The sequence below is a fragment of the Klebsiella sp. HMSC25G12 genome (assembly GCF_001807705.1).
GTDB lineage: Bacteria > Pseudomonadota > Gammaproteobacteria > Enterobacterales > Enterobacteriaceae > Klebsiella > Klebsiella variicola.
In genome coordinates, this window is the sequence record NZ_KV789876.1 from 66,239 (window position 1) to 88,332 (window position 22,094).

Here is a 22,094-nt window from a genome sequence, read left to right on the forward strand (position 1 = left end):
CAAAATAGTCCATATCTTTGGCTTATCCAGCCTGACAAACTCCTCCGCCAGTCACGTACTTTCGTCCTATGTCTTTCTCTGTGTGGCAGGAATAAAAATGACTTCAATCAGTAACGACTCTGCATTAACGCCGCGGACACAACGTGACACCCGGCGGATGAACTGGTTTGTTTCTATCGCTGCGGCGGTAGCGGGGTTGCTCTTTGGCCTGGATATCGGCGTGATATCCGGGGCGCTGCCCTTTATTACCGACCACTTCACCTTATCCAGCCAGCTTCAGGAGTGGGTGGTCAGCAGTATGATGTTGGGGGCGGCGATCGGTGCGCTGTTTAACGGCTGGCTGTCGTTCCGCCTCGGCCGTAAATACAGCCTGATGGCGGGGGCTGTGCTCTTTGTTGCCGGCTCTATCGGCTCCGCTTTTGCCGCCAGCGTGGAGGTGCTGCTGATAGCCCGCGTGGTGTTGGGGGTGGCCGTCGGGATCGCTTCCTATACCGCGCCGTTGTACCTCTCCGAGATGGCCAGTGAGAACGTGCGCGGGAAAATGATCAGTATGTACCAGCTGATGGTGACCCTCGGCATTGTGCTGGCGTTTCTTTCCGATACCGCCTTTAGCTACAGCGGTAACTGGCGCGCCATGTTAGGCGTGCTGGCGCTGCCGGCGGTGATCCTGATTATTCTGGTCGTCTTTTTGCCGAACAGCCCGCGCTGGCTGGCGGAGAAAGGACGCCATATCGAAGCGGAAGAGGTGCTGCGGATGCTGCGCGATACCTCGGAAAAGGCGCGCGACGAGCTTAACGAGATCCGTGAGAGCCTGAAGCTGAAGCAGGGCGGCTGGGCGTTGTTTAAGGTCAATCGTAACGTGCGCCGGGCGGTGTTCCTTGGCATGCTGCTGCAGGCGATGCAGCAGTTCACCGGCATGAACATCATCATGTACTACGCGCCGCGTATCTTTAAAATGGCGGGCTTTACCACTACCGAACAGCAGATGATCGCCACCCTGGTGGTGGGCCTAACCTTTATGTTTGCCACCTTTATTGCGGTGTTCACGGTGGATAAAGCGGGTCGTAAGCCGGCGCTAAAAATCGGCTTTAGCGTGATGGCGCTGGGCACCCTGGTGCTGGGTTACTGCCTGATGCAGTTCGACAATGGCACCGCCTCCAGCGGTCTCTCCTGGCTTTCCGTCGGCATGACCATGATGTGTATTGCCGGGTATGCGATGAGCGCGGCGCCGGTGGTGTGGATCCTCTGCTCCGAGATCCAGCCGCTGAAATGCCGCGATTTCGGTATCACCTGCTCGACCACCACCAACTGGGTGTCGAACATGATCATCGGCGCCACCTTCCTGACGCTGCTTGACGCGATTGGCGCCGCCGGTACCTTCTGGCTCTACACGGTGCTCAACGTGGCCTTTATCGGCGTCACCTTCTGGCTGATCCCGGAAACCAAGAATGTCACCCTCGAGCACATTGAGCGCAACCTGATGGCGGGCGAGAAGCTGCGCAACATCGGTAACCGTTAATGTGAGGCGCGCGGCAACCACGGGCTGGCGACTTTGCGCGTCTCCCGATGGTTGTCGCCGTGAATGATATGCAGGGCGCTCAGGCGCCCGATGTCGTAGTGCGGCAGCTGCACCGTGGAAAGCGGCGGCAGAAACAGATCGCCAATGCCCACCATATTGTCGTATCCCACCACCGCCACGTCCTGGGGAATGCGTAACCCCTGACCCAGCAGCGTCTGATAGACCATAAACGCGATGCGATCGTTGCCGCAGATCACCGAGTCAAAGCCAGGTTTACCCTCGCGGATATGCGCCAGCACCACCGCCGGGATATCGTGGTAATGCTCATCGCCCTGGCCCATATACGAATGGATCAGATGGTCCGGTTCGATACCCGCCTCCCGGCAGGCGCGCTCCAGCCCCTGGCGGCGGCGGATCGTCGCCAGCTGGCTGGCGGGTAAGTGCAGGCACAGCGGATGACGATAGCCAGCGGCAAGCAGGGCTTTCACCGCGTCGTACTGGCCCTGTTCATCGTCCGGGATATAGCTGGCCACCGGCTGGCTGAGGCTTTCGCAGTTGGCCAGCACGCAGGGCAGAGTCAGCAGTTTGTCCGGCAGCGGCACCTGGCGCAGCCCCATGGTGGTAAAGATAATGCCGTCCGGACGGTGGGAGAGGAGCAGGTCGACCACCGCTTCCGGACTATCGTCCGAAAACATGTTGACCACAAAGCTGTTCCAGCCGTGGGCGCGGGCGGTCTCTTCGATCGAGAGGGTGATCTCCACCGAAAAGGGCGTGGTGACGGTATCCAGCGCCAGCACGCCGATGGTGCTGGGGGTGGCGCGCGCCCCGCGGATCTTCTTCGCCGACAGGTCGGGGACGTAGTTGGTCTCGGCGATGGCGGCCTGCACGCGGGCCAGGGTCTCCGGCTTGAGCCGCTCAGGGGTGTTCAGCGCCCGCGAGACGGTCATCAGAGATACATTCGCCAGTTTTGCTACATCTTTCAGGGACGCCATTTTTTCCTCCGCCGTGGCTGCAGAGTACAGGCTATACAACTAAGTCGCTGATGTAAAAGAGTGAAACGATTTTCTGCTATCGCCGTCCTGAACGCTGCCGCGGTTAATATTTGATCGCGATCGCATCTTCATTATGTTAACGTTAACTTTTGTGATTAACATCATGTATCGCAGCGAATCCCCCTGCGTTTTGTTTTTTGTTAACGTTACCATAACTGCATTCCTCTAACACGAGAATGTCATGATGAAAGCGCATCACTCACACAGCTACCCGTTGCTCAGTGCCTTACTGTTTTTCTTTTTCGTGACCTGGTCGTCATCCGGCTCCTTGCTCTCTATCTGGCTTCACCAGGAGGTTGGGTTAAAGGCTGGCGATACCGGTATTATCTATGCCGTACTGTCGGTTTCCGCGCTGTTTGCGCAAGTTTGCTATGGCTTCATTCAGGACAAACTGGGGCTGCGCAAACATCTGCTCTGGTATATCACCGCGCTGCTGATCCTCTCCGGTCCGGCGTATCTGCTGTTCGGCCACTTGCTGAAGATTAACGTCCTGTTGGGCAGCATCTTCGGCGGGATCTACATCGGCCTGACCTTTAACGGCGGCATTGGCGTGCTGGAATCCTACACCGAGCGCGTGGCGCGTCAGAGCCAGTTTGAATTCGGCAGGGCACGGATGTGGGGCTCGCTCGGCTGGGCGGTGGCCACCTTCTTCGCCGGCCTGCTGTTTAATATCAATCCGCAGCTTAACTTCCTCGTCGCCAGTTGCTCAGGGCTGGTGTTCTTTATCCTGCTGGCGCGGCTGCGGGTCTCCTCGGCGCCGCATGCGATGCAGGAGGCGGTATCGGGCGGTAAAGTGACGCTGGAAGATGCACTGCGCCTGCTGACGCTGCCGCGGTTCTGGGCGCTGGTCTTTTTCGTCATCGGCACCTGCATCTACGGTGTCTATGACCAGCAGTTCCCGGTCTATTTCTCATCGCAGTTCGCGACCCTGCAGGAAGGCAACGAGATGTATGGTTATCTCAACTCCTTCCAGGTGTTCCTCGAGGCGGCCGGCATGTTCTGCGCGCCGTGGCTGGTGAACCGTATCGGCGCCAAGAACGGTCTGATTTTCGCCGGCATGGTGATGGCGATGCGCATGGTGGCCTCTGGCCTGGTGGAGGGGCCGCTGCTGATCTCCATTACCAAACTGCTGCACGCGGTGGAGCTGCCGATACTGCTGGTGGCTATCTTTAAGTACAACAGCATCAACTTTGATAAACGCCTCTCCTCCACCCTCTATCTGGTGGGTTTCGCCTGCACCAGCTCGATCATTGCCAGCGTCTTGTCGCCGCTGGCGGGCTACAGCTATGAAAAATATGGCTTCGCCCAGTCCTATCTGATCATGGGCCTGCTGGTGTTCTGCACCACCTTTATCTCCATCTTCTTGTTGCGCTCCGGTAAATCCTCGGCCGATCCGCTGGTGTCGCAACCTACCGCTATCTGAATCAAAAAGAGTGAAAATGATGACTTACACAATCTCCCGGGCTGAACAGGTACTGCAGACACAACGCCAGGCGCTCAATCTGCGCTGGTATCCACACTATCACCTGGCGGCCCGCGCCGGGTGGATCAACGACCCTAACGGTCTGGTGTGGTTCGACGGCTGGTACCATGCCTTTTATCAGCATCACCCGTATTCCACCCAGTGGGGGCCGATGCACTGGGGGCACGCGCGCAGTAAGGATCTGGTGCACTGGGAGCACCTGCCGGTGGCGCTGGCGCCGGAGGGGCCGGAAGATAAAGACGGCTGCTTCTCCGGTTCGGCCGTGGTCGATGGTGATACCCTGGCGCTGATTTACACCGGGCATAAGTTCCACGGCGATCCTGGCGACGAAGCCAATCTGTATCAGGTGCAGTGTCTGGCCACCAGCCGCGACGGGATCCACTTTGAGCGCCAGGGGATGGTGGTCGACACCCCTCCAGGCATGCACCACTTCCGCGATCCGAAGGTCTGGCGGGAAGGGGATAGCTGGTACATGATCGTCGGCGCGCGTGAAGGCGATACCGGCCAGGTACGGCTGTACCGTTCAACCGATCTGCGCCAGTGGCAGGATGCGGGCGTGCTGGATGAAGCGGAAAGCACCATGGGTTACATGTGGGAGTGTCCGGACTTCTTCACCCTCAACGGTAAGCGCGTCCTGATGTTTTCCCCACAGGGGATGCAGGCCGAAGGGTTCCGCAACCGCAACCTGTTCCAGAGCGGCTATCTGATCGGCGAGTGGCAGCCGGGGCAGCGTTTTATTCGCCACGGCGACTTCCGGGAGATGGACCACGGCCACGATTTCTATGCCCCGCAAAGCTTCGCCACCCCCGATGGCCGGCGGATCGTGATTGGCTGGCTGGATATGTGGGAATCGCCGCTGCCGGAGCAGCAGGACGGCTGGGCGGGCATGCTCTCCCTGCCGCGCGAGCTGAGCCTGAGCGCGGATAACCGCCTGCAGATGCGCCCGGCGAAAGAAGTGGAGAGCCTGCGTGGCGCCTGGTTCCCGTGGCCGGTCAGCACCCTGAACAACCAGCAGACGACGATGGTCGACAACTGCGAGGCGATGGAGGTGCACCTGCACTGGGACTGCGCCCGCAGCAGCGCTGAGCAGTATGGTCTGCGCTTTGGCGAGGGCCTGCGCATCTACGTGGATGCCCAACAGCAGCGTCTGGTGCTGGAGCGGCATTATCCGCAGTTTGGCCTGTGCGGGACGCGCAGCGTGCCGTTGATCGCCGGGGCGGATCTCAACCTGCGGATATTTTTCGATAGCTCTTCGGTCGAGGTTTTCGTCAATGATGGCGAAGCCTGCCTGAGCAGCCGTATCTATCCGCAGGTCCCTTGCCGTGAATTAGCGTTATTTGCCTGGAGCGGCTCAGCTGCATTAACTGAAGCCGGCGCCTGGCAGCTCGAATAATAATAAGGCTGTTGTCGTTAATAACCCGTCTTTGACGATGGGCGGGTTATTATTGCCTGCATCGTCGTGCGTTACCCATTAATAACAAATTCAGTTCATTCCATAATAAAAGGGTTTACCGATGAATAAAATCTGGGTCGGGTGTTTTCTCACGTCTCTGTATCTGCCATCCGTTATGGCGCAGGCGCCGTTATCGCTGGAGGACCGACTGGCGCAAATGGAGCAGCGGCTAAAGGCAACGGAGGCGCGCGCCGCCAGCGCAGAGGCGGAAATTAAGACGCTAAAAGGCCAGCAGCAGGCCACGACGGTCGCCCGCGCGGCGCCGGCTACGCCGCGCCTGCAGCTAAACGACAATGGCGAATTAAAATTTTATGGCGACGTCGAATTTAACCTCGATGGCGCCAGCCGCACCGGCAGTCTGACGTCGGTCAAAACTAGCGCGAATAAAAGCTGGGCGCCGGGCGATAAAGAACGCTGGGATATTAATGGTCGTATTCTGCTGGGGATTGACGGCAGGCGTAATGGCGCTGACGGGAAATATGCCGGATTCAGCGTGCAGCCGCTGGCGGATATGGATGGCAAAATGAATCTCGACGATGCGGTATTTTTCTTTGGTCAGCAGGATGACTGGAAAATAAAAATAGGCCGCTTTGAAGCCTGGGATATGTTCCCCCTGAATCAGGACACCTTTATTGAATATTCAGGCAATACCGCCAACGATCTCTATTCCGACGGCTATGGCTATATTTACATGATGAAAGAGGGGCGCGGGCGCAGCAGCAGCGGCGGCAACCTTCTGTTCAGCAAAACGGTGGATAACTGGTATTTCGAGGTTAACACCCTGGTGGAGGACGGCAGTTCGCTGTTTGTCGATCAGAACTATCATGGTAACGCGCTGGAAAACCGCAAAAATGTGGTGTACGTGCGGCCGGTGGCGGTGTGGCAGTCCGGCGCCTGGTCGGCGGCCGCGGCGATAGAGAGCAATCTCGTCAACAATGCTTACGGCTATCAGAACCAGAGCGGACGCTGGGTCGACCAGTCAAATCGCACCGGCTACGGGCTGACCATGAGCTGGAACACCCTGAAAAGCGACCCGCAGGATGGGGCGGTGGTCAATCTGAGTACCGCCCTGCTGGACGCGGCGGACGAAACCGACTTCAGCGCCGGAATTAACGCCCTGTGGCATCGCGTGGAGCTGGGCTATATCTACGCGCATAACAAAATCGACCAGTTCAATATGGCCGGGGTGACCAGCGAATGTGATGGCGACTGCGCAATTCTCGCGCCGGGGCGCTATGACATCCATACCCTGCACACCTCCTGGCAGTTGCCGAATATTATGGCGATGCCGAACTTCAATATTTACCTTGGCGCCTATGCTTCGTGGCTCGATTCCACGGCAGCGAAGAGCGGGAATCCCGATGAACGCTACGGCGCTCGGGTGCGTTTTAAATATTTTTTCTGACAGGATACTCAGGCAGGCTCTCCCGCGGCGGATGCCGCGGGAGAGTTCAGACGGGCAGGTTAGCGCATCGCGCGGCGCAGAATGCGGTCGGTCTGGCGCTGGAAGTCCTCGGCCGCTTCTTCCACCGACTTTTTACCGTAGTCGATGTACTGCAGGGTAGTGCCGAACTGGGCGACAATCTGCGGGTCGTCGAAGTACGGGGAGACCGGCAGGGTCGTGGGCAGGGATTGCGCCAGTTTCAGGCCAGACACCGCCGGATCGTCGGCTTTGATGATCCCGTCCTCGGTCAGGTAGTTGACCGCCGCTTTACTCAGTGGTACTCCACGCTCCAGTCCGAGAATATCCACCCCTTCTTTACTGTTCAGCAGGAAGTTAATCACTTTCGCCGCCGCCTGCGGGTTTTTCGTCGATTTGCCAATCGACAACATTTGCGCGGGCTTGAAGAACAGTCCGGCGTCGGTGGCGCCCGGCAGCATCGGGTATTCCCCCAGCACCAGCTTCGCCGGCGGCTTCAGGTTATCGGAATATTTGTTGATGGTGGAGTTCCACATGTAGGTGCCGCCCCATTCACCCTGGATCCACGGCTTCATCTCGTACATGTTGCTCTTGCCGAACGAGGCATAGTAGCGGGTGTCCGGCATCACATGGTTGTCGATAAGCTTCTTATACATACCGAAGAAATCTGCCCACTGCGCTTTGCTGTAGGAGAATTTGCGCCCCTTCTCATCGATGGCCGGCTGATTGTATTTTTGCACCATATAAGAGTTGAGCAGCGCCAGCACGTCCTGGTGTTCGAGCACGACCGGGTAGTACTGTTTCCCGAGCTTGCTTTCGAAGGTTTTGCCCGCCGCCATAAGCTCATCCCAGGTTTTCGGGAAGGCGATGCCCGCCTTTTTCCACGTTTCGTCGTTAAAGTAGAAGACGCGGGCGGTGACGGAAATGGGAATACCGTTAAGCTTGCCGTTGACCGTGGTGGACTGCAGCTCTTTGGCATCGAACTGGCTGAGGTCGATCTCGTCTTTCAGGGTATTGAGATCGTAAAAGCCCTCGCCATTTTTCGAAAAGATCGGCAACCAGTTCCAGTTGGTCTGCATCACGTCAGGCTCAGTGCCGCCGGCAATCTGGGTGGTCAGGCGCGAAAGATGGCCGTCCCAGCCGGTGTATTCTGCTTTGACGTTAATGTCGGGATGTTGTTTGTGGAATTCCTCCAGCGCCTTGAGGGTGACCTGATGGCGGCCGTTGCCCCCCCACCAGGACATACGAAGGTCGACATCCTTCGCCATTGACGGTAATGCGGTAAGGCCCAGAGTGGCGGAGATGACGGCGCTTAAAAGCACGTTTTTCATTTTAATACTCCAGTGTTCACAGAGAGAGGTTCTGTTCGGTTTTCGCGTCAAAGATGTGACACTTATTGAGATCAAATTTGAAATACACCTTGCGATGAAGGCCCTTCTCGAGCATGGGTTTCGCTTCATCGGACGGCACGCGGGCGGTCAGCTCATAATCAGCAACCTTCAGATAAACAAAGAATTCATGTCCCATGTTTTCCACACGTACCATTTCACCCGTGCAGGAACCCTCGGCAAAGGGTTCATCGGAGAGAGAGACAAACTCCGGGCGCACGCCAAAGAAAACCTGCTGATTCTTATGGGTCTCAACTTTGCTTTGCAGCAGGTCATTGAGCGGCAGTCGCTGATCGCCCAGCGTCAGATGCAGGCGACCGTCGTGCTCAACCAGCTGGCTGGGGCGAATATTCATCTCCGGCGCGCCGATGAACCCGGCGACAAACATATTTTTCGGCTGGTGGTAGAGATTGTCTGGCGTATCAACCTGCATAATGTGGCCGAGCTTCATCACGCAGATGCGGTCGCCCATGGTCATCGCTTCCGTCTGATCGTGGGTGACGTAGACGGTGGTCGCCGGTTTGCCGGATTTTTTCAACTGCTTATGCAGATCGGAAATGCGGATCCGCATCGAGGCGCGCAGTTTGGCGTCAAGGTTGGAGAGCGGTTCGTCGAACAGGAAAACGTCCGGTTTTTTGACGATCGCCCGACCCACCGCCACGCGCTGCGCCTGGCCGCCGGAGAGCTGGCGCGGCAGGCGATCGAGCAGTTCTTCCAGTTCGAGAATTTTCGCCGCTTCTTCCACCTGTCTGTCGATTTGCGCCTTCGGCAGCTTGCTCAGCTTCAGGCCGAAGGCGAGGTTTTCGCGCACCGTCATATGCGGATAGAGGGCGTAGTTCTGGAACACCATCGCGATGCCACGTGATTTTGGCGCCAGGTTGTTGACGATTTTGTCCCCAATCCGCACCTCGCCGCCGCTGATGGTTTCCAGACCCGCCAGCATGCGCAGGGTGGTCGATTTGGCGCAGCCGGAGGGGCCGACGATCACCATAAATTCGCCATCGGCAATCTTCAGGTCGATACCATGCACCGCTTTAAACCCGTTGGAGTAAACTTTTTCCAGTTTGTTGAAAATGACTTCAGCCATGATATTTCCCTCTTAACCTTTGATTCCGCTGCTGGTCACGCCCTGCACGAAGTAGCGTTGAGCCAGGAAGAAGACAATGATGGACGGCAGAATGGAGATACTCGCCATTGCTAGAATTTCGTTCCACGGCGCGCCTTCCGTGACGTCGATGGACATTTTTAGCGCCAGCGCGATGGGATACTTATCGACGCTGTAGACGTAGATCAGCGGGCCGATAAAGTCGTTCATCGACCACATGAACTGGAACAGCGCCACCGAGATAATGGCCGGCTTGAGGATCGGCACGACCACGTACCACAGCACCTGGATGGAGTTGCAGCCGTCGATCTGCGCCGCCTCTTCCATATCGCGTGGGACGCCGCGCAGAAACTGGATCAGCATGAAGACAAAGAATCCCTGGGTGGCGAAGGCCAGCGGCAGGTACAGCGGCAGATAGCTGTTCAGCATCCCCATTTCACGGAACATCAGGTACTGCGGGATCAGCAGGACGGTGCTCGGCAGCAGCATGGTGGTGATGAGCGTCGCGAACCAGAACTTCTTCCACGGGATCTCAAAGCGTGCAAAGCCGTACGCCACGATGGTGGAGGAGATGATCGTTAACATCACCTTCGGGATCACATACTTAAAGGTGTTAAGCATATAGTGGCCGAAATGGTATTCGGTGCCGGTCTTCCAGCCATTGATAAACCCGTCCCAGGTCGCGTGGGCAGGCCACAGTCCGAGGGTGGTGAAGATCTCATGGTTCGGCTTGAACGAGGCGGAGAACATCCACGCCAGCGGGTAGAGCATCAGCAGGCCGACGAATATCAACACGACGTAGCGTACCACCCGACTCACCTTTTCCCGACGCAGCGTACGAGCGACCTCACGATCGGCGTTGCTCATTACCGGCGCCATCTGTTGAATATCAGCCATTTTTGCCTCCCTTATCGGCGGAGTAGAAGACCCAGTATTTCGATGACTTAAAGGCTATCGATGCAAAGACCGCGACGACGAGGAACAGCACCCATGCCAGCGCGGCGCCATAGCCCATGTCGAAGTACTTAAAGGCGGTATCGTAGATATAGAGTGAGAACAGGTAGGTGTAATAGGTCGGGCCGCCGCCGGTTATCACGTACGGGCCGGTAAACTCCTGGAACGCCTGGGTGGTCTGCATAATAAAGTTGAAGAAAATGACCGGGGTAATCAGCGGCACGGTGACCTTCATGAACATCTGCCACTTTGAGGCGCCGTCGATCATCGCCGCCTCATACTGCGACTGCGGAACGTTCTGCAGCGCGGCGAGGAAGATGACCATCGCGGAACCAAACTGCCAGACGCGCAGCAGGGTGACCGACATCAGCGCCAGCGAAGGCTCCCCCAGCCAGTTGACGGCATCGATGCCAAAGACGGCGAGGAAGCTATTCAGCAGGCCGTCAATGGCGAACAGGGCGCGCCACAGTACCGCAATAGCCACCGAGCTGCCGAGAATCGACGGAATGTAGTAGGCGGTACGGAAAAAGCCGATGCCGCGCAGTTTGAAATTGAGCACAAAAGCAATGCCGAGGGCGAAAGCCAGTTTTAAGGGAATAGTTAAAAAAACGTAGGCGAAGGTCACGCCCATCGATTTCCAGAACAGGCTGTCCTCGGTCAACATATAGCGATAGTTTTCGATGCCGTTAAATACCGGCGGGCTCATCAAGTCGTACTCAGTAAAACTGAGAAAGAAAGATGAAACAAAGGGAAAAGCGGTAAAGACGATCAGCCCGATGATATAGGGTGATATCCATGCCAATCCCAGCAGCTTGTTTTCATTCATACATACCTACCTGGCTTACGAGTTGTAATACGGATTCGGTGACGCGGCGCTGTCGGCCTTTTCGCCTGACAACGCAAAAATGTCTGAACGCTTCCTCTGATTAACATGTCCTTGTTAATGAATGGGTTAGTATTTAAGTGAGCCAGCAAGTGGCGTGCTGTCAGGCTCGCTTTTATGCTGCTCTATTTTTTATAAAACACCGTTTTAATTTCATTTTATTGCGATTTATTTCTGCGTCATGCAGATCAGGATGGAAATGTGATCAAAGTCGAAACGATGTTTCAAAAAGGTGAGGTGGTAAGCATTTTAGGGGGCTGAGGGAGCCTGAAAAGAATGAAGGTTCAGCGTTAACTGAGCGAAAAATATTATTACCAGGATAATGATTGCGACGGCATCTTTTTTAATGCCTGTGGCAACACGTAAACCGGGGGCGGTGAACGCCCCCATCATGGATCAGCGTGAGAGAAAATCTTCGCGGACCGGCGTGAAGGTATCGAGCAGCGTGCCTGGCTGCAGGCAGACGCAGCCGTGCATGATCCCTGGCTGCTTATACAACGTATCGCCGGCACTGACGACGCGCGTCTCCTCGCCGATGGTGAATTCAAACTCACCGGAGAGCACATAGGTGAGCTGTTCGTGGGGATGGTTATGAATCGGGCCGACGGCGCCGGCGGCAAAATTCACCTCCACGGCCATCATTTTTCCGTCGTGGGCCAGAATGCGGCGGGTTACGCCATTGCCGAGGTCTTCAAGGGTGGTGTCTTTATGGAAAATAAACATCGGGCGGTCCTGTTGTTAAAGTGAAACATTGTTTCATTTAACTTATCCCACTCTTCATGAAAAAGAAATACGCGGCCAGAGAAGTGGAAAGTTGATCACAAGTTTGCTTCACTGGCAGAAACGACATAAGGAGCAGAAGATGAAAACCATTGGCCTGTTAGGCGGCATGAGCTGGGAGTCCACGATCCCCTATTATCGGTTGATCAATGAGGGCGTTAAGGCGCGACTGGGCGGCCTGCACTCTGCCAGCCTGATGCTGCACAGCGTCGATTTTCACGACATCGAAGCCTGCCAGTCCGCCGGCGACTGGGATCGCGCCGGGGAGATCCTTGCTGAAGCCGCGGTTGGGCTGCAGCAGGCGGGGGCCGAAGGCATTGTCCTGTGCACCAACACTATGCATAAAGTCGCGGATGCCATCGCCGCCCGCTGCCAGGTTCCCTTCCTGCATATTGCCGATGCCACCGGGCGGGCGATTGCCGCCAAAGGCCAGCGCCGGGTCGCGCTGCTGGGCACCCGCTATACCATGGAGCAGACCTTTTACCGCGGTCGTCTGCTGGGGCAGTTTGCCATCGAGACGTTGATCCCCGAGGCTGACGATCGGGCGCGGATCAATCAGATCATCTTCGACGAACTCTGTCTCGGCACTTTCAGCGAGGCGTCGCGGGATTATTATCTGCAGGTGATCGCCGCCCTGGCGGAGCAGGGGGCGGAAGGGGTTATTTTCGGCTGTACGGAAATTGGCCTGCTGGTGCCTGCCGAGCTCAGCCCGCTGCCGGTCTTTGACACTGCGGCGATCCACGCAGAAGACGCGGTCAACTTTATGCTCTCTGCAGGACCGACGCCAGCGGCGTGAGGATCTGCGGCAGACTCTCCTGCAGGTGTGCAACAAAGGCGTCGACCAGCGCCGATCGCGGGCGGTGGAGGGGGCGGATCAGGCTGACGGTAAACGGCACCTCGACGCTAAAGCGGCGCACCACCACGCCGCTATCGGCATAGTCCAGAGCGGTCAAGGGATTCACCACCGAGATCCCGGCGCCGGCGCGCACCATGGCGCAGATCGAGGCCGCGCTGTGGGTTTCGACCACCATCCGCCGTTTAACCTGATGCTCAAGGAACAGGGCGTCAAGCAGCTGGCGATAGCTGTCGGTGCGCGACAGGCTGATGTAGTTTTCGCCCTGAAAATCGGCGGGGGTCAGCGTCGTCTGCACCGCCAGCGGATGGCCGGCAGGCAGCACGCAGACTTCATTCAGCGTCAGCAGTGGGGTGCGTTCGGTGCCCGCCGGGGTATGCAGGGTCTCCGTCAGGCCGAGGTCATGGCGCTGGGCGGAGAGCCACTCCTCCAGCAGCGGCGACTCCTGGGGGACGATCTGCAGGCTGACCTCCGGGTAGCGAGCGAGAAACGGCGGCAACAGCAGCGGCAGAAAGGACTGGGAAAAGACCGGCAGGCAGGCGATCGACAGCTCGCCCTGGCGGAACTCGCGCAGGCTCTCGGCGGCGCTGACGATGCGGTCCAGGCCGTACCAGGAACGCTGAACCTCCTCAAACAAACGCAGGCCCTGCACCGTCGGCTGCAGGCGACCGCGGGTCCGTTCAAACAGCTTCAGGCCGAGCACTTTCTCAAAGCGCGCCAGCTCGCGGCTGACCGTGGGTTGCGAGGTGTGCAGCATCCGCGCCGCTTCGGTCAGATTGCCGGTGGTCATCACCGCGTGAAAGATTTCGATATGACGCAAATTAACGGCTGGCATGCGGTCTCCATGAGGCTCGGCTGTAACCATATCATTTTTGCATAGAGTCGCGATAAAACGATATTTTTTATTCGTCCGCCACTGTGGCGTAATCGAAAAAAAACAGCGACCAACACACGCACTGCACCGGAGTTCTTATGCCACACTCGCTTTACGCCACCGATACTGACCTGACCGCGGATAACCTGCTGCGCCTGCCCGCGGAATTTGGCTGTCCAGTCTGGGTCTATGATGCGCAGATTATTCGCCGCCAGATTGCCCAGCTCAGCCAGTTTGACGTGGTACGTTTTGCGCAAAAAGCCTGCTCTAACATTCATATTCTGCGTCTGATGCGTGAGCAGGGGGTGAAGGTGGACTCGGTGTCGCTGGGGGAGATCGAGCGGGCGCTGGCGGCGGGCTACGATCCGCAGCAGAATCCAGAGGATATCGTCTTTACCGCCGATCTGATCGACGACGCCACCCTCGATCGGGTGAAAGCGTTACAGATCCCGGTGAACGCCGGCTCGATCGACATGCTGAGCCAGCTGGGCGAGGTGTCGCCGGGCCATCGCGTCTGGCTGCGCGTCAACCCGGGCTTTGGTCACGGCCACAGCCAGAAAACCAATACCGGCGGGGAGAACAGCAAGCATGGTATCTGGTACAGCCACCTGCCGGCGGCGCTGGAAGTGATGCGTCGCTATCAGCTGCAGCTGGTCGGGATCCATATGCATATTGGCTCTGGCGTTGACTACGGTCACCTGGAGCAGGTGTGCGGCGCGATGGTGCGTCAGGTCGTCGACTTTGGCCAGGATCTGCAGGCCATCTCCGCCGGCGGCGGTCTGTCGATTCCTTACCGCGAAGGCGAAGAGGCCATCGACACCGCCCACTATTATGGCCTGTGGAACCGCGCCAGGGAGCAGATCGCGGCCCATCTAGGGCACCCGGTGAAACTGGAGATTGAACCCGGACGCTTCCTGGTGGCCGAGTCCGGCGTGCTGGTGTCGCAGGTGCGCAGCGTGAAAGAGATGGGCAGCCGTCACTTTGTGCTGATTGACGCCGGCTTTAACGACCTGATGCGCCCGGCAATGTACGGTAGCTATCACCATATCACCGCTCTGGCGGCGGATGGTCGCGATCTCAGCGCCGCGCCGCAGGTGGAAACCGTGGTGGCCGGGCCGCTGTGCGAATCCGGGGACGTCTTTACCCAGCAGGAAGGGGGCAAAGTCGAGACCCGCCTGCTGCCGGCGGTGGTGCCTGGGGACTATCTGGTGCTCCATGACACCGGCGCCTACGGGGCTTCGATGTCATCCAACTATAACAGCCGTCCGCTGCTGCCGGAGGTGCTGTTTGATGGCGGCAAGGCGCGGCTGATCCGCCGTCGCCAGACCATTCAGGAGCTGCTGGCCTTAGAGCTTATTTAAAAAAAGGTCCCGTCGTTACCGACTCGCGCAACACCAGCGTGCCGGTAAACGGCGGGATCGTTTCTATCGGCTGCTGGTTAGCAAGCTTGATCGCCTGATCGATAGCCGTGGTGATCATGTTGTCGATCGGCAGATAGACCGTCGACAGCCCCGGCTCCAGCCATTTCGCGCTTGGCGCATCGTCGAAGCCAAACAGCGACACATCCTGCGGAATACGCAGCCCCGCCTGATGCAGCGCCTTTGACGCCCCCAGCGCCATATCATCGTTACAGGAAAACAGCGCGCTGAAGCGGGCTTTCTCGTCCAGCAGTTCCCGGCACAGTTCGTAGCCGCGGGTCATCGTCGAGTCCCCGTACTTCACCCGGCTCGGATCCCACTCAATACCATGTTTTATCAGCGCGTTGCGGTAGCCCTGCAGGCGAGCCTGGCCGGTAGGGGTGTGCATCGGGACGGTCATGCAGGCGATATCGCGGTGGCCCTGGGTAATCAGATACTCAACGGCCTGAAAGGCGGCTTCCTGCTGCTCGAAGAACACGCAGCGTTCGCGGGCCTGCGCCACATCGCGGTTAATCACCACCAGCGGCATGGCGATCGAATTAATCAGCGACATGATCGCCTTTTCGCTCATGTGCCGGGTATAGAGGATGATCGCATCGCATTGCCGGTCGGCGAGCATCTGCACCGCTTCCTCTTCGCGCTCCGGCGTATCATGACCGTCAGTGACGATAAGCTGCTTTCCCCAGGCTTCCGTCTGGCGTGAAGCCTGCTGCAGCAGACGGCCAAAGTAGAAGCCGTCGAAGGTGGAGACGACCAGCCCGATACTATTGCTGGTCTGATTGGCCAGCGAGCGTGCGAGAAAATTCGGCCGGTAGCCCAGCTCTTCCATCGCTTTAAAGACCTGTTGGCGGGTGCTCTCTTTCACCTGACCTGTGCCGTTCAACACGCGGGAAACCGTCGCTTTCGAGACGCCTGCGCGAATTGAGACATCCAGCATTGTAGCCATTCATCGATTCCTGATTTCACGTGGTAAAGCGCAGTTTATCACAGACCGAAAAGGGACATATCGACGGGGCGGGGCGGAAAAACCATCGCGATCACGCTTTTGGCAGGAACTGACGAGCCGGCATAGTCTGGTATGCCAATGTCGATTCTATCGGATATTTGGGATACCACAGTGCGCGTTGCGAGCGCTGTCACAGAACTATTTTTGCCTGGCGACTATGTTTTGGTATGCCAAAAGTCTCTGGCTGTTCACCTGGCCGCAATAAGCCCTTTACTCTGAGGTACTCTTTTATGGCATTACAGGACAAACTGATCGACGCGCTGGGGCGTTTCGCGACGACATTCAACAGCTATCGCTACATTATGGCGATCAAATCGGCGTTTATTACTCTGATGCCGGTGATCATCGTCGGGGCCTTTTCGGTACTGATCTCCAATATGGTGCTGGATCCGAAGAATGGGCTCGCCAGCTTTTCCTCGCTCTCCTTTCTTGCGGCGCTGAAGCCGATCACCAGCGCGCTTAACTACGCCACGCTCAACTTCCTCAATATCGGCGCCGTGTTTCTGATCGGTATTGAGCTGGGGCGGATCAACGGCATCAAAAGCCTGTTTCCCGGCCTGCTGGCGGTGATCTGCTTTATCTGCGTCACGCCGACGACGGTGGAGATGATGGTCGATGGCCAGATGCACGTGGTGAAAGATGTCCTGCTGCGCCAGTTCTCCGATACCCGCAGCCTGTTCCTCGGGATGTTCATCGCCATTCTGTCAGTGGAGATTTACTGCTGGCTGGAGGGGCGCAAGGGACTGAAAATTAAAATGCCGGATACCGTGCCGCCGAACGTTTCCGCCTCTTTTTCGGCACTGATCCCGGCGATCATCACCACCACCGCGATCGCCACCCTGGGTTTTCTCTTTCACCAACTGACGGGAATGTATCTGTACGATGCGGTCTACCAGGTGGTGCAGCAGCCGCTGGAGCGGGTGGTGCAGAGCCTGCCGGGGATCCTGCTGCTGATGTTCGTCGCCCAGCTGTTCTGGGTGATCGGCATTCACGGCAACCAGATGATCAAGCCGATCCGCGAGCCGCTGCTTCTGGGGGCGATCACCGTCAATATGAGCGCTTTTGAGCAGGGAAAAGAGGTACCGAACATTATCACGATGCCCTTCTGGGACGTCTACATGAGCATCGGCGGCTCGGGGCTGACCATCGGCCTGCTGATTGCGGTGATGATCGCCACGAAGCGTAAAGAGATGAAAGAGATCGCCAAGCTGTCGATAGGCCCGGGGCTGTTCAATATTAACGAGCCGGTGATCTTCGGGATGCCGATCATGCTCAACCCGATCCTCGCTATCCCGTTTATCATCACCCCGCTGGTGACCGGCAGCATCGGCTATTTCGCCACCCTGACCGGCTTCGCCGGCAAGGCGGTAGTGATGGTGCCCTGGACCACGCCGCCGCTGATCAACGCCTGGCTCTCCACCGCCGGCTCGATGGGGGCGGTGGTGACCCAGCTTATCTGTATCGTGACCGCGGTGCTTATCTATCTGCCTTTCGTCAAAATCGCCTCCCGCCGTGCCGATGCCGCACAGCGTCAGGCCGACAATCAACAGACCGCCAACCCTGTCTGAGGAGCCTATGACTACCGTACGGATGACCATTCCCGATGATTTTATCCTTGGCGCGGCGGCTTCCGCCTGGCAGACCGAGGGCTGGAGCGGGAAAAAACCGGGGCAGGACTCCTGGCCCGATCTCTGGTACAAAAACGACCGCCACGTCTGGCATAACGGCTATGGCCCGGCGGTGGCCACCGATTTTATCAACCGCTTTCAGGAAGATGTGCAGTTGATGAAGCTGGCCGGGCTGACCCACTACCGCACCTCAATCAACTGGTCGCGCTTTCTGACCGACTATGAAAACGTCACGGTGGATGAGGAGTATGCGGCCTATTACGACCAGCTGTTCGATGCGCTGCTGGCCAACGGCATCACGCCGATGATCTGCCTTGAGCATTATGAATTGCCCGGCTATCTGCTGGAAAAGTATGGCGGCTGGGGGGCGAAAAAGGTGGTCGAGCTGTTTGTGCGCTACGCGGAGCAGGTCTTTGCCCGCTACCACCCGAAGGTGACCCGCTGGTTTACCTTTAATGAGCCAATTGTGGTACAGACCCGGGTCTATCTGGATGCCCTGCGCTGGCCCTATGAGCAGAACACCAGCACCTGGATGCAGTGGAACTATCATAAGGTGCTGGCGACCGCCAGCGTCGTGAAGCGGTTTCGCGAGCTCGGCTATCCCGGGACCGTCGGCTGCATCCTCAATCCGGAGGTGACCTACCCACGCTCACGCGCCCCCCATGACCTGCGCGCGGCGGAGATCTACGATCTGTTCTACAACCGCATGTTCCTCGACCCGCTGGTGCACGGGGTCTGGCCGCCGGAGCTTCTTGCACTGCTCGAACAGCATCAGGTGACGTGGGACGCCAGCGAGGAGGATCTGGCGATTATTCGCGAGCACACCGTCGATGAGCTGGGGATTAATCTTTACTACCCGCACCGGGTCAAAGCCCCGTCGCGGGCCTGGCATCCGCATACCCCGTTTCATCCGGCCTGGTATTATGAGCCGTTTGAGCTGCCCGGCCGGCGAATGAACGCCTCCCGCGGCTGGGAAATCTACCCGCAAATCATCTTTGATATGGCGATGCGGATCAAAAATGACTATCGCAACATCCCCTGGTTCGTGGCGGAGAGTGGGATGGGGGTGGAAAACGAAGACCAGTTCCGTAACCGCGAAGGCACCATCGATGACAGTTACCGCATCCGTTTTATCAGCGAACATCTGTGGCACACCCTGCGCGCCCGCGAGGCAGGGGCCAACTGCCAGGGCTATATGCTGTGGGCGTTTACCGACAACGTATCGCCGATGAACGCTTTTAAAAACCGCTACGGGCTTATCGAAATCGACCTGCAAAACCATCGCGCCCGGCGACCCAAAGCCTCGGCGCACTGGTTTCGTCAACTGGGCGAACGGCTTGAACTGGTGCTGGATATCGATGATGAATACCGCTAGCCGGGGGCAATATTTGCTAAGATAGCGGCGTATTTGACTCGCAGGCATGTAACGCACAGGTGATTTTGTGGAAAAAGCGATAATTCCGCCGGAAAAGAAGCCCTATCAGGAGATTGGTGATGACTTACGCGCCCAGATCGCGCAGGGGCGCTACCCGGTCGGGTCGCGTTTGCCGCCGGAACGCCATATTGCCGAAACCTACGGCGTCAGCCGGACCATCGTGCGCGAAGCGCTGCTGATGCTGGAGCTGCAGGGGACGGTGGATATTCGTCAGGGATCCGGGGTGTACGTCATGCGTATTCCCCATGAAAACGACAGCGAAGAGGAGCAACTGCTCAGCAGCGACGTCGGTCCGTTTGAAATTCTGCAGGCGCGCCAGCTGCTGGAGAGCAATATCGCCGCCTTTGCCGCGAAAATGGCCACCCGCGCCGATATCGACAATCTGAAGCGGATTATCGAGCAGGAGCAGCGGGCTATCGCCCTCAACGACACCGCGCAGGATAACGCTCGTCTGTTCCATCTGGTGCTGGCCGGGGCGACGCAGAATCAGATGCTGCTGGCGACGGTGGAGCGGATCTGGCTGCAGATGGACAGCAGCCCGCTGTGGCAACAGTTCAATGTGCATATTGCCAGCCGCGCCTGGCGGCTGAAGTGGCTCGGTGACCGACAGACGCTGCTCGCCGCGCTGCGGCGTCGCGATGTGATGGGCGCCTGGCAGGCGATGTGGCAGCATCTGGAAAACGTCAAAAACAGTCTGCTGGAGCTGTCCGATGAAGACGCCCCCGACTTTGACGGCTATCTGTTCGACTCGGTGCCGATTTTTCAGGGGAAGCTGGTATGACGATCCTGCCGCTGTACGCTGCGCCGCAGTACGCCCCGCAGGTAACCGACTGGCTGTGGCACGCCTTTGGCGGCGAGACGCTGCCGCGGGAGTTTTTCGCCAGCATTGTGCAGCATAGCCAGACGGCGGAGGCGCTGCCATTGACCTTTATTGCCGTGGAAGGCGAGCAGTTGCTCGGCACGATTGGCCTCTGGCGCTGCGACTTGATCAGCCGCCAGGATCTGTTTCCCTGGCTGGCGGCGCTGTACGTCGCGCCCGCCGCCCGCGGTCAGGGGCTGGCCGGAAAACTGCAGCGGCATGTGATCGATTATGCCCGCCGCGCGGGCTTTCGGGAGCTCTATCTCTACTCCGCCTGCCGGGATTTCTATGAACGCTTCGGCTGGCGCTACATCGGCGAGGGGCTGGATTACCCGGCCACCGCCGTGCATCTCTATCGCTACGATTTATCGCCTTCCAGCGGGGCGACCACCGAGTGACGGCGCACCAGCGTCGGGCTGAACAGGTGGGTGATCTCCGGGGCCGGGCGGTACTCCGCCAGGGCTAAGGCCAGCTCGGCCGCCTGGGTCGCCATGGTGACGATCGGGTAGCGGACAGTGGTCAGCCGCGGACGGACATAGCGCGAAATCAGGACATCGTCGAAGCCAATCAGCGAAATTTCCCGCGGGACGTCGATGCCGTTGTCGTTGAGTACGCCCATCGCGCCGGCGGCCATCGAGTCGTTATAGCAGGCGACGGCGCTAAAGTGGCGGCCGCGGCCAAGCAGTTCGGTCATTGCCAGTTCGCCGCCGCTTTCATCCGGTTCAGCAAAGGCGACCAGCCGGTCATTGCACGGCAGGCCGCTCTCTTCCAGCGCCGCGTAGTACCCCTGCAGTCGATCTTCCGCATCGGAGATATGGTGGTTTGAGCACAGATAGCCGATACGCGTGTGCCCCTGCTGGATCAAATGACGGGTCGCCAGCCAGGCGCCATAGCGGTCGTCCAGCGCCACGCAGCGGGTTTCGTACCCGGGCAGGATGCGGTTGATCAACACCATGCCGGGGATCTGCTTCATTAACCCCGCCAGTTCCTCATCAGGGATCATTTTGGCGTGCACCACCAGCGCCGCGCAGCGGTGGCGGATCAACTGCTCTATCGCCTGGCGTTCCTTCTGCACGTTGTGGTAGCCATTGCCAATCAGCAAAAAGTTGCCGGTGCGGTAAGCCACCTGTTCGACGGCTTTGACCATCGCGCCGAAGAAGGGGTCGGAGACATCACCCACCACCAGGCCGACGGTTTCCGTTGACTGTTGGGCCAGGGCCCGGGCGTTCGCGTTGGGATGATAGTTCAGGGTTTCCATCGCCGCGCCCACGGACTGACGCGAGGCTTCGCTGGCTTTGGGAGAGTTATTGATGACGCGGGAGACGGTAGCGACGGAGACTCCTGCGAGTCGGGCTACATCCTTAATTGTCGCCATACCATGCCTTTTATAGGGTAAGCGTTTACATACTGCTATGTTACGGGAAAGAGCGGCAGATTCAAGGCGCGGCGGCGAAGGAATGGCGCAAATGTGATTCAGACCGGGCTTATGGGTAACCTGTTTACATTGACGTCATCGCTAATTGAAACCGACGCAGGGAAATACAAACCTTTGCTTACACTTTGCGATGCGCTGTTGCGAATGTTCGCTGGTTTGTTCGCGGATCCGGTTGATATTCTGGCTATCCCAGAGGTATTGATAGGTGGAGTCAACGTCACGTTGACCACTTTACTTACACCAGCCTGCGCAGATGCGCAGGTTTTTTTTTGCCCGCCATCGGCGTTGTTACAGATAGCGAAAATCGTAATACCTGGTTGCACTTAGGCTCACTCCCTTGCGTTTTCCCGCTGGCCCGTTACGGTCGAAAAACGCGACAATCGAGATCCCAGAGGTATTGATAGGTGAGTTTCTTAGGTACGCTCTTCGTACTGAACGTCTTACACCGACCTGCGCGGATGCGCAGGTTTTTTTTATTCCGAAAATCTCCCCGCTGCACTGCTTTCCCATGCCTTCTCGTGTAACCTGCTTTGACTCATCACCGGTCAC

Annotated in this window: 20 protein-coding genes; 11 read left to right on the forward strand and 9 right to left on the reverse strand. The window is 58.0% G+C overall.

The annotated features are described in order from the left end of the window. Window positions 1-97: 97 nt before the first annotated feature. On the forward strand, window positions 98-1,519 hold the full coding sequence (locus HMPREF3096_RS10970; RefSeq protein WP_008806353.1) for an arabinose-proton symporter AraE: 1,422 nt from the start codon (window positions 98-100) through the stop codon (window positions 1,517-1,519). Here the strand turns inward: HMPREF3096_RS10970 and HMPREF3096_RS10975 are convergent. After that, window positions 1,516-2,511: a LacI family DNA-binding transcriptional regulator gene (locus HMPREF3096_RS10975; protein ID WP_008806352.1), complete on the reverse strand. Its 996-nt coding sequence runs from the start codon at window positions 2,509-2,511 to the stop codon at window positions 1,516-1,518. The genes HMPREF3096_RS10970 and HMPREF3096_RS10975 overlap by 4 nt on opposite strands. A gap of 94 nt (window positions 2,512-2,605) precedes the next feature. Between HMPREF3096_RS10975 and HMPREF3096_RS30880 the strand changes: the two genes are divergently transcribed. The 4 genes from HMPREF3096_RS30880 (at window position 2,606) to HMPREF3096_RS10990 (ending at window position 6,912) form a co-directional block, all read left to right on the forward strand. Next, entirely contained in the window at window positions 2,606-2,740 is a 135-nt protein-coding gene (locus HMPREF3096_RS30880; RefSeq protein ID WP_048293565.1) for a hypothetical protein, read from the forward strand. 12 nt (window positions 2,741-2,752) lie between these two features. After that, on the forward strand, window positions 2,753-3,994 hold the full coding sequence (locus HMPREF3096_RS10980) for an MFS transporter (protein WP_012540640.1): 1,242 nt from the start codon (window positions 2,753-2,755) through the stop codon (window positions 3,992-3,994). 19 nt (window positions 3,995-4,013) lie between these two features. Continuing rightward, window positions 4,014-5,447 carry a glycoside hydrolase family 32 protein gene (locus HMPREF3096_RS10985; protein WP_032731559.1) on the forward strand — a complete coding sequence of 478 codons (1,434 nt, stop codon included), beginning with the start codon at window positions 4,014-4,016 and terminating at the stop codon, window positions 5,445-5,447. Window positions 5,448-5,568: 121 nt separating this feature from the next. Continuing rightward, window positions 5,569-6,912: a carbohydrate porin gene (locus HMPREF3096_RS10990; protein WP_012540642.1), complete on the forward strand. Its 1,344-nt coding sequence runs from the start codon at window positions 5,569-5,571 to the stop codon at window positions 6,910-6,912. A 59-nt stretch (window positions 6,913-6,971) separates the two neighbouring features. On the opposite strand, the gene HMPREF3096_RS10995 is transcribed toward HMPREF3096_RS10990, so the two are convergent. The 5 genes from HMPREF3096_RS10995 to HMPREF3096_RS11015 all read right to left on the reverse strand — a co-directional run bounded on the left by HMPREF3096_RS10995 (window position 6,972) and on the right by HMPREF3096_RS11015 (window position 11,980). After that, window positions 6,972-8,258, reverse strand: a complete 1,287-nt coding sequence (locus tag HMPREF3096_RS10995) for an ABC transporter substrate-binding protein (protein WP_032731211.1) — start codon at window positions 8,256-8,258, stop codon at window positions 6,972-6,974. 16 nt (window positions 8,259-8,274) lie between these two features. Further along, on the reverse strand, window positions 8,275-9,402 hold the full coding sequence (locus HMPREF3096_RS11000) for an ABC transporter ATP-binding protein (RefSeq protein WP_008806347.1): 1,128 nt from the start codon (window positions 9,400-9,402) through the stop codon (window positions 8,275-8,277). 12 nt (window positions 9,403-9,414) lie between these two features. After that, window positions 9,415-10,317: a carbohydrate ABC transporter permease gene (locus HMPREF3096_RS11005; RefSeq protein WP_032731210.1), complete on the reverse strand. Its 903-nt coding sequence runs from the start codon at window positions 10,315-10,317 to the stop codon at window positions 9,415-9,417. After that, window positions 10,310-11,200: a carbohydrate ABC transporter permease gene (locus tag HMPREF3096_RS11010; RefSeq protein ID WP_004205419.1), complete on the reverse strand. Its 891-nt coding sequence runs from the start codon at window positions 11,198-11,200 to the stop codon at window positions 10,310-10,312. Before HMPREF3096_RS11010 ends, HMPREF3096_RS11005 begins: the two co-directional genes overlap by 8 nt. Before the next feature lie 453 nt (window positions 11,201-11,653). Next, a complete protein-coding gene (locus tag HMPREF3096_RS11015) occupies window positions 11,654-11,980 on the reverse strand; it encodes a cupin domain-containing protein (protein WP_008806344.1) in 327 nt (108 codons plus the stop codon). 139 nt (window positions 11,981-12,119) lie between these two features. Between HMPREF3096_RS11015 and HMPREF3096_RS11020 the strand changes: the two genes are divergently transcribed. After that, window positions 12,120-12,833, forward strand: coding sequence for an aspartate/glutamate racemase (locus HMPREF3096_RS11020; RefSeq protein ID WP_070544424.1), 714 nt, complete (start codon window positions 12,120-12,122; stop codon window positions 12,831-12,833). Here the strand turns inward: HMPREF3096_RS11020 and HMPREF3096_RS11025 are convergent. After that, window positions 12,799-13,725, reverse strand: coding sequence for a LysR family transcriptional regulator (locus HMPREF3096_RS11025; protein WP_008806342.1), 927 nt, complete (start codon window positions 13,723-13,725; stop codon window positions 12,799-12,801). The genes HMPREF3096_RS11020 and HMPREF3096_RS11025 overlap by 35 nt on opposite strands. Before the next feature lie 137 nt (window positions 13,726-13,862). Here HMPREF3096_RS11025 and lysA point away from each other — a divergent pair, with 137 nt between their 5' ends. After that, window positions 13,863-15,125: a diaminopimelate decarboxylase gene (lysA, locus tag HMPREF3096_RS11030; protein WP_008806341.1), complete on the forward strand. Its 1,263-nt coding sequence runs from the start codon at window positions 13,863-13,865 to the stop codon at window positions 15,123-15,125. On the opposite strand, the gene HMPREF3096_RS11035 is transcribed toward lysA, so the two are convergent. Further along, complete coding sequence (locus tag HMPREF3096_RS11035) at window positions 15,118-16,119, reverse strand: LacI family DNA-binding transcriptional regulator (RefSeq protein WP_162493303.1); 1,002 nt, start codon at window positions 16,117-16,119, stop codon at window positions 15,118-15,120. The genes lysA and HMPREF3096_RS11035 overlap by 8 nt on opposite strands. A 299-nt stretch (window positions 16,120-16,418) precedes the next feature. Between HMPREF3096_RS11035 and HMPREF3096_RS11040 the strand changes: the two genes are divergently transcribed. The 4 genes from HMPREF3096_RS11040 (at window position 16,419) to HMPREF3096_RS11055 (ending at window position 20,508) form a co-directional block, all read left to right on the forward strand. After that, window positions 16,419-17,756 (forward strand): PTS sugar transporter subunit IIC, encoded by a 1,338-nt coding sequence (locus tag HMPREF3096_RS11040; protein ID WP_008806339.1) that lies wholly within the window; start codon window positions 16,419-16,421, stop codon window positions 17,754-17,756. Between the two features lie 7 nt (window positions 17,757-17,763). Further along, window positions 17,764-19,191, forward strand: coding sequence for a glycoside hydrolase family 1 protein (locus HMPREF3096_RS11045; protein ID WP_070544425.1), 1,428 nt, complete (start codon window positions 17,764-17,766; stop codon window positions 19,189-19,191). Window positions 19,192-19,258: 67 nt separating this feature from the next. Continuing rightward, the gene (locus HMPREF3096_RS11050) at window positions 19,259-20,032 is read left to right on the forward strand and encodes a GntR family transcriptional regulator (RefSeq protein WP_004205433.1); all 774 of its coding nucleotides are present in this window, start codon (window positions 19,259-19,261) and stop codon (window positions 20,030-20,032) included. Continuing rightward, window positions 20,029-20,508, forward strand: a complete 480-nt coding sequence (locus HMPREF3096_RS11055) for a GNAT family N-acetyltransferase (RefSeq protein WP_012540650.1) — start codon at window positions 20,029-20,031, stop codon at window positions 20,506-20,508. The genes HMPREF3096_RS11050 and HMPREF3096_RS11055 overlap by 4 nt, the downstream gene beginning before the upstream one ends. Here HMPREF3096_RS11055 and galR read toward each other — a convergent pair. Then, window positions 20,469-21,485 carry an HTH-type transcriptional regulator GalR gene (galR, locus tag HMPREF3096_RS11060; protein ID WP_008806335.1) on the reverse strand — a complete coding sequence of 339 codons (1,017 nt, stop codon included), beginning with the start codon at window positions 21,483-21,485 and terminating at the stop codon, window positions 20,469-20,471. The genes HMPREF3096_RS11055 and galR overlap by 40 nt on opposite strands. Between the last annotated feature and the right edge of the window lie 609 nt (window positions 21,486-22,094).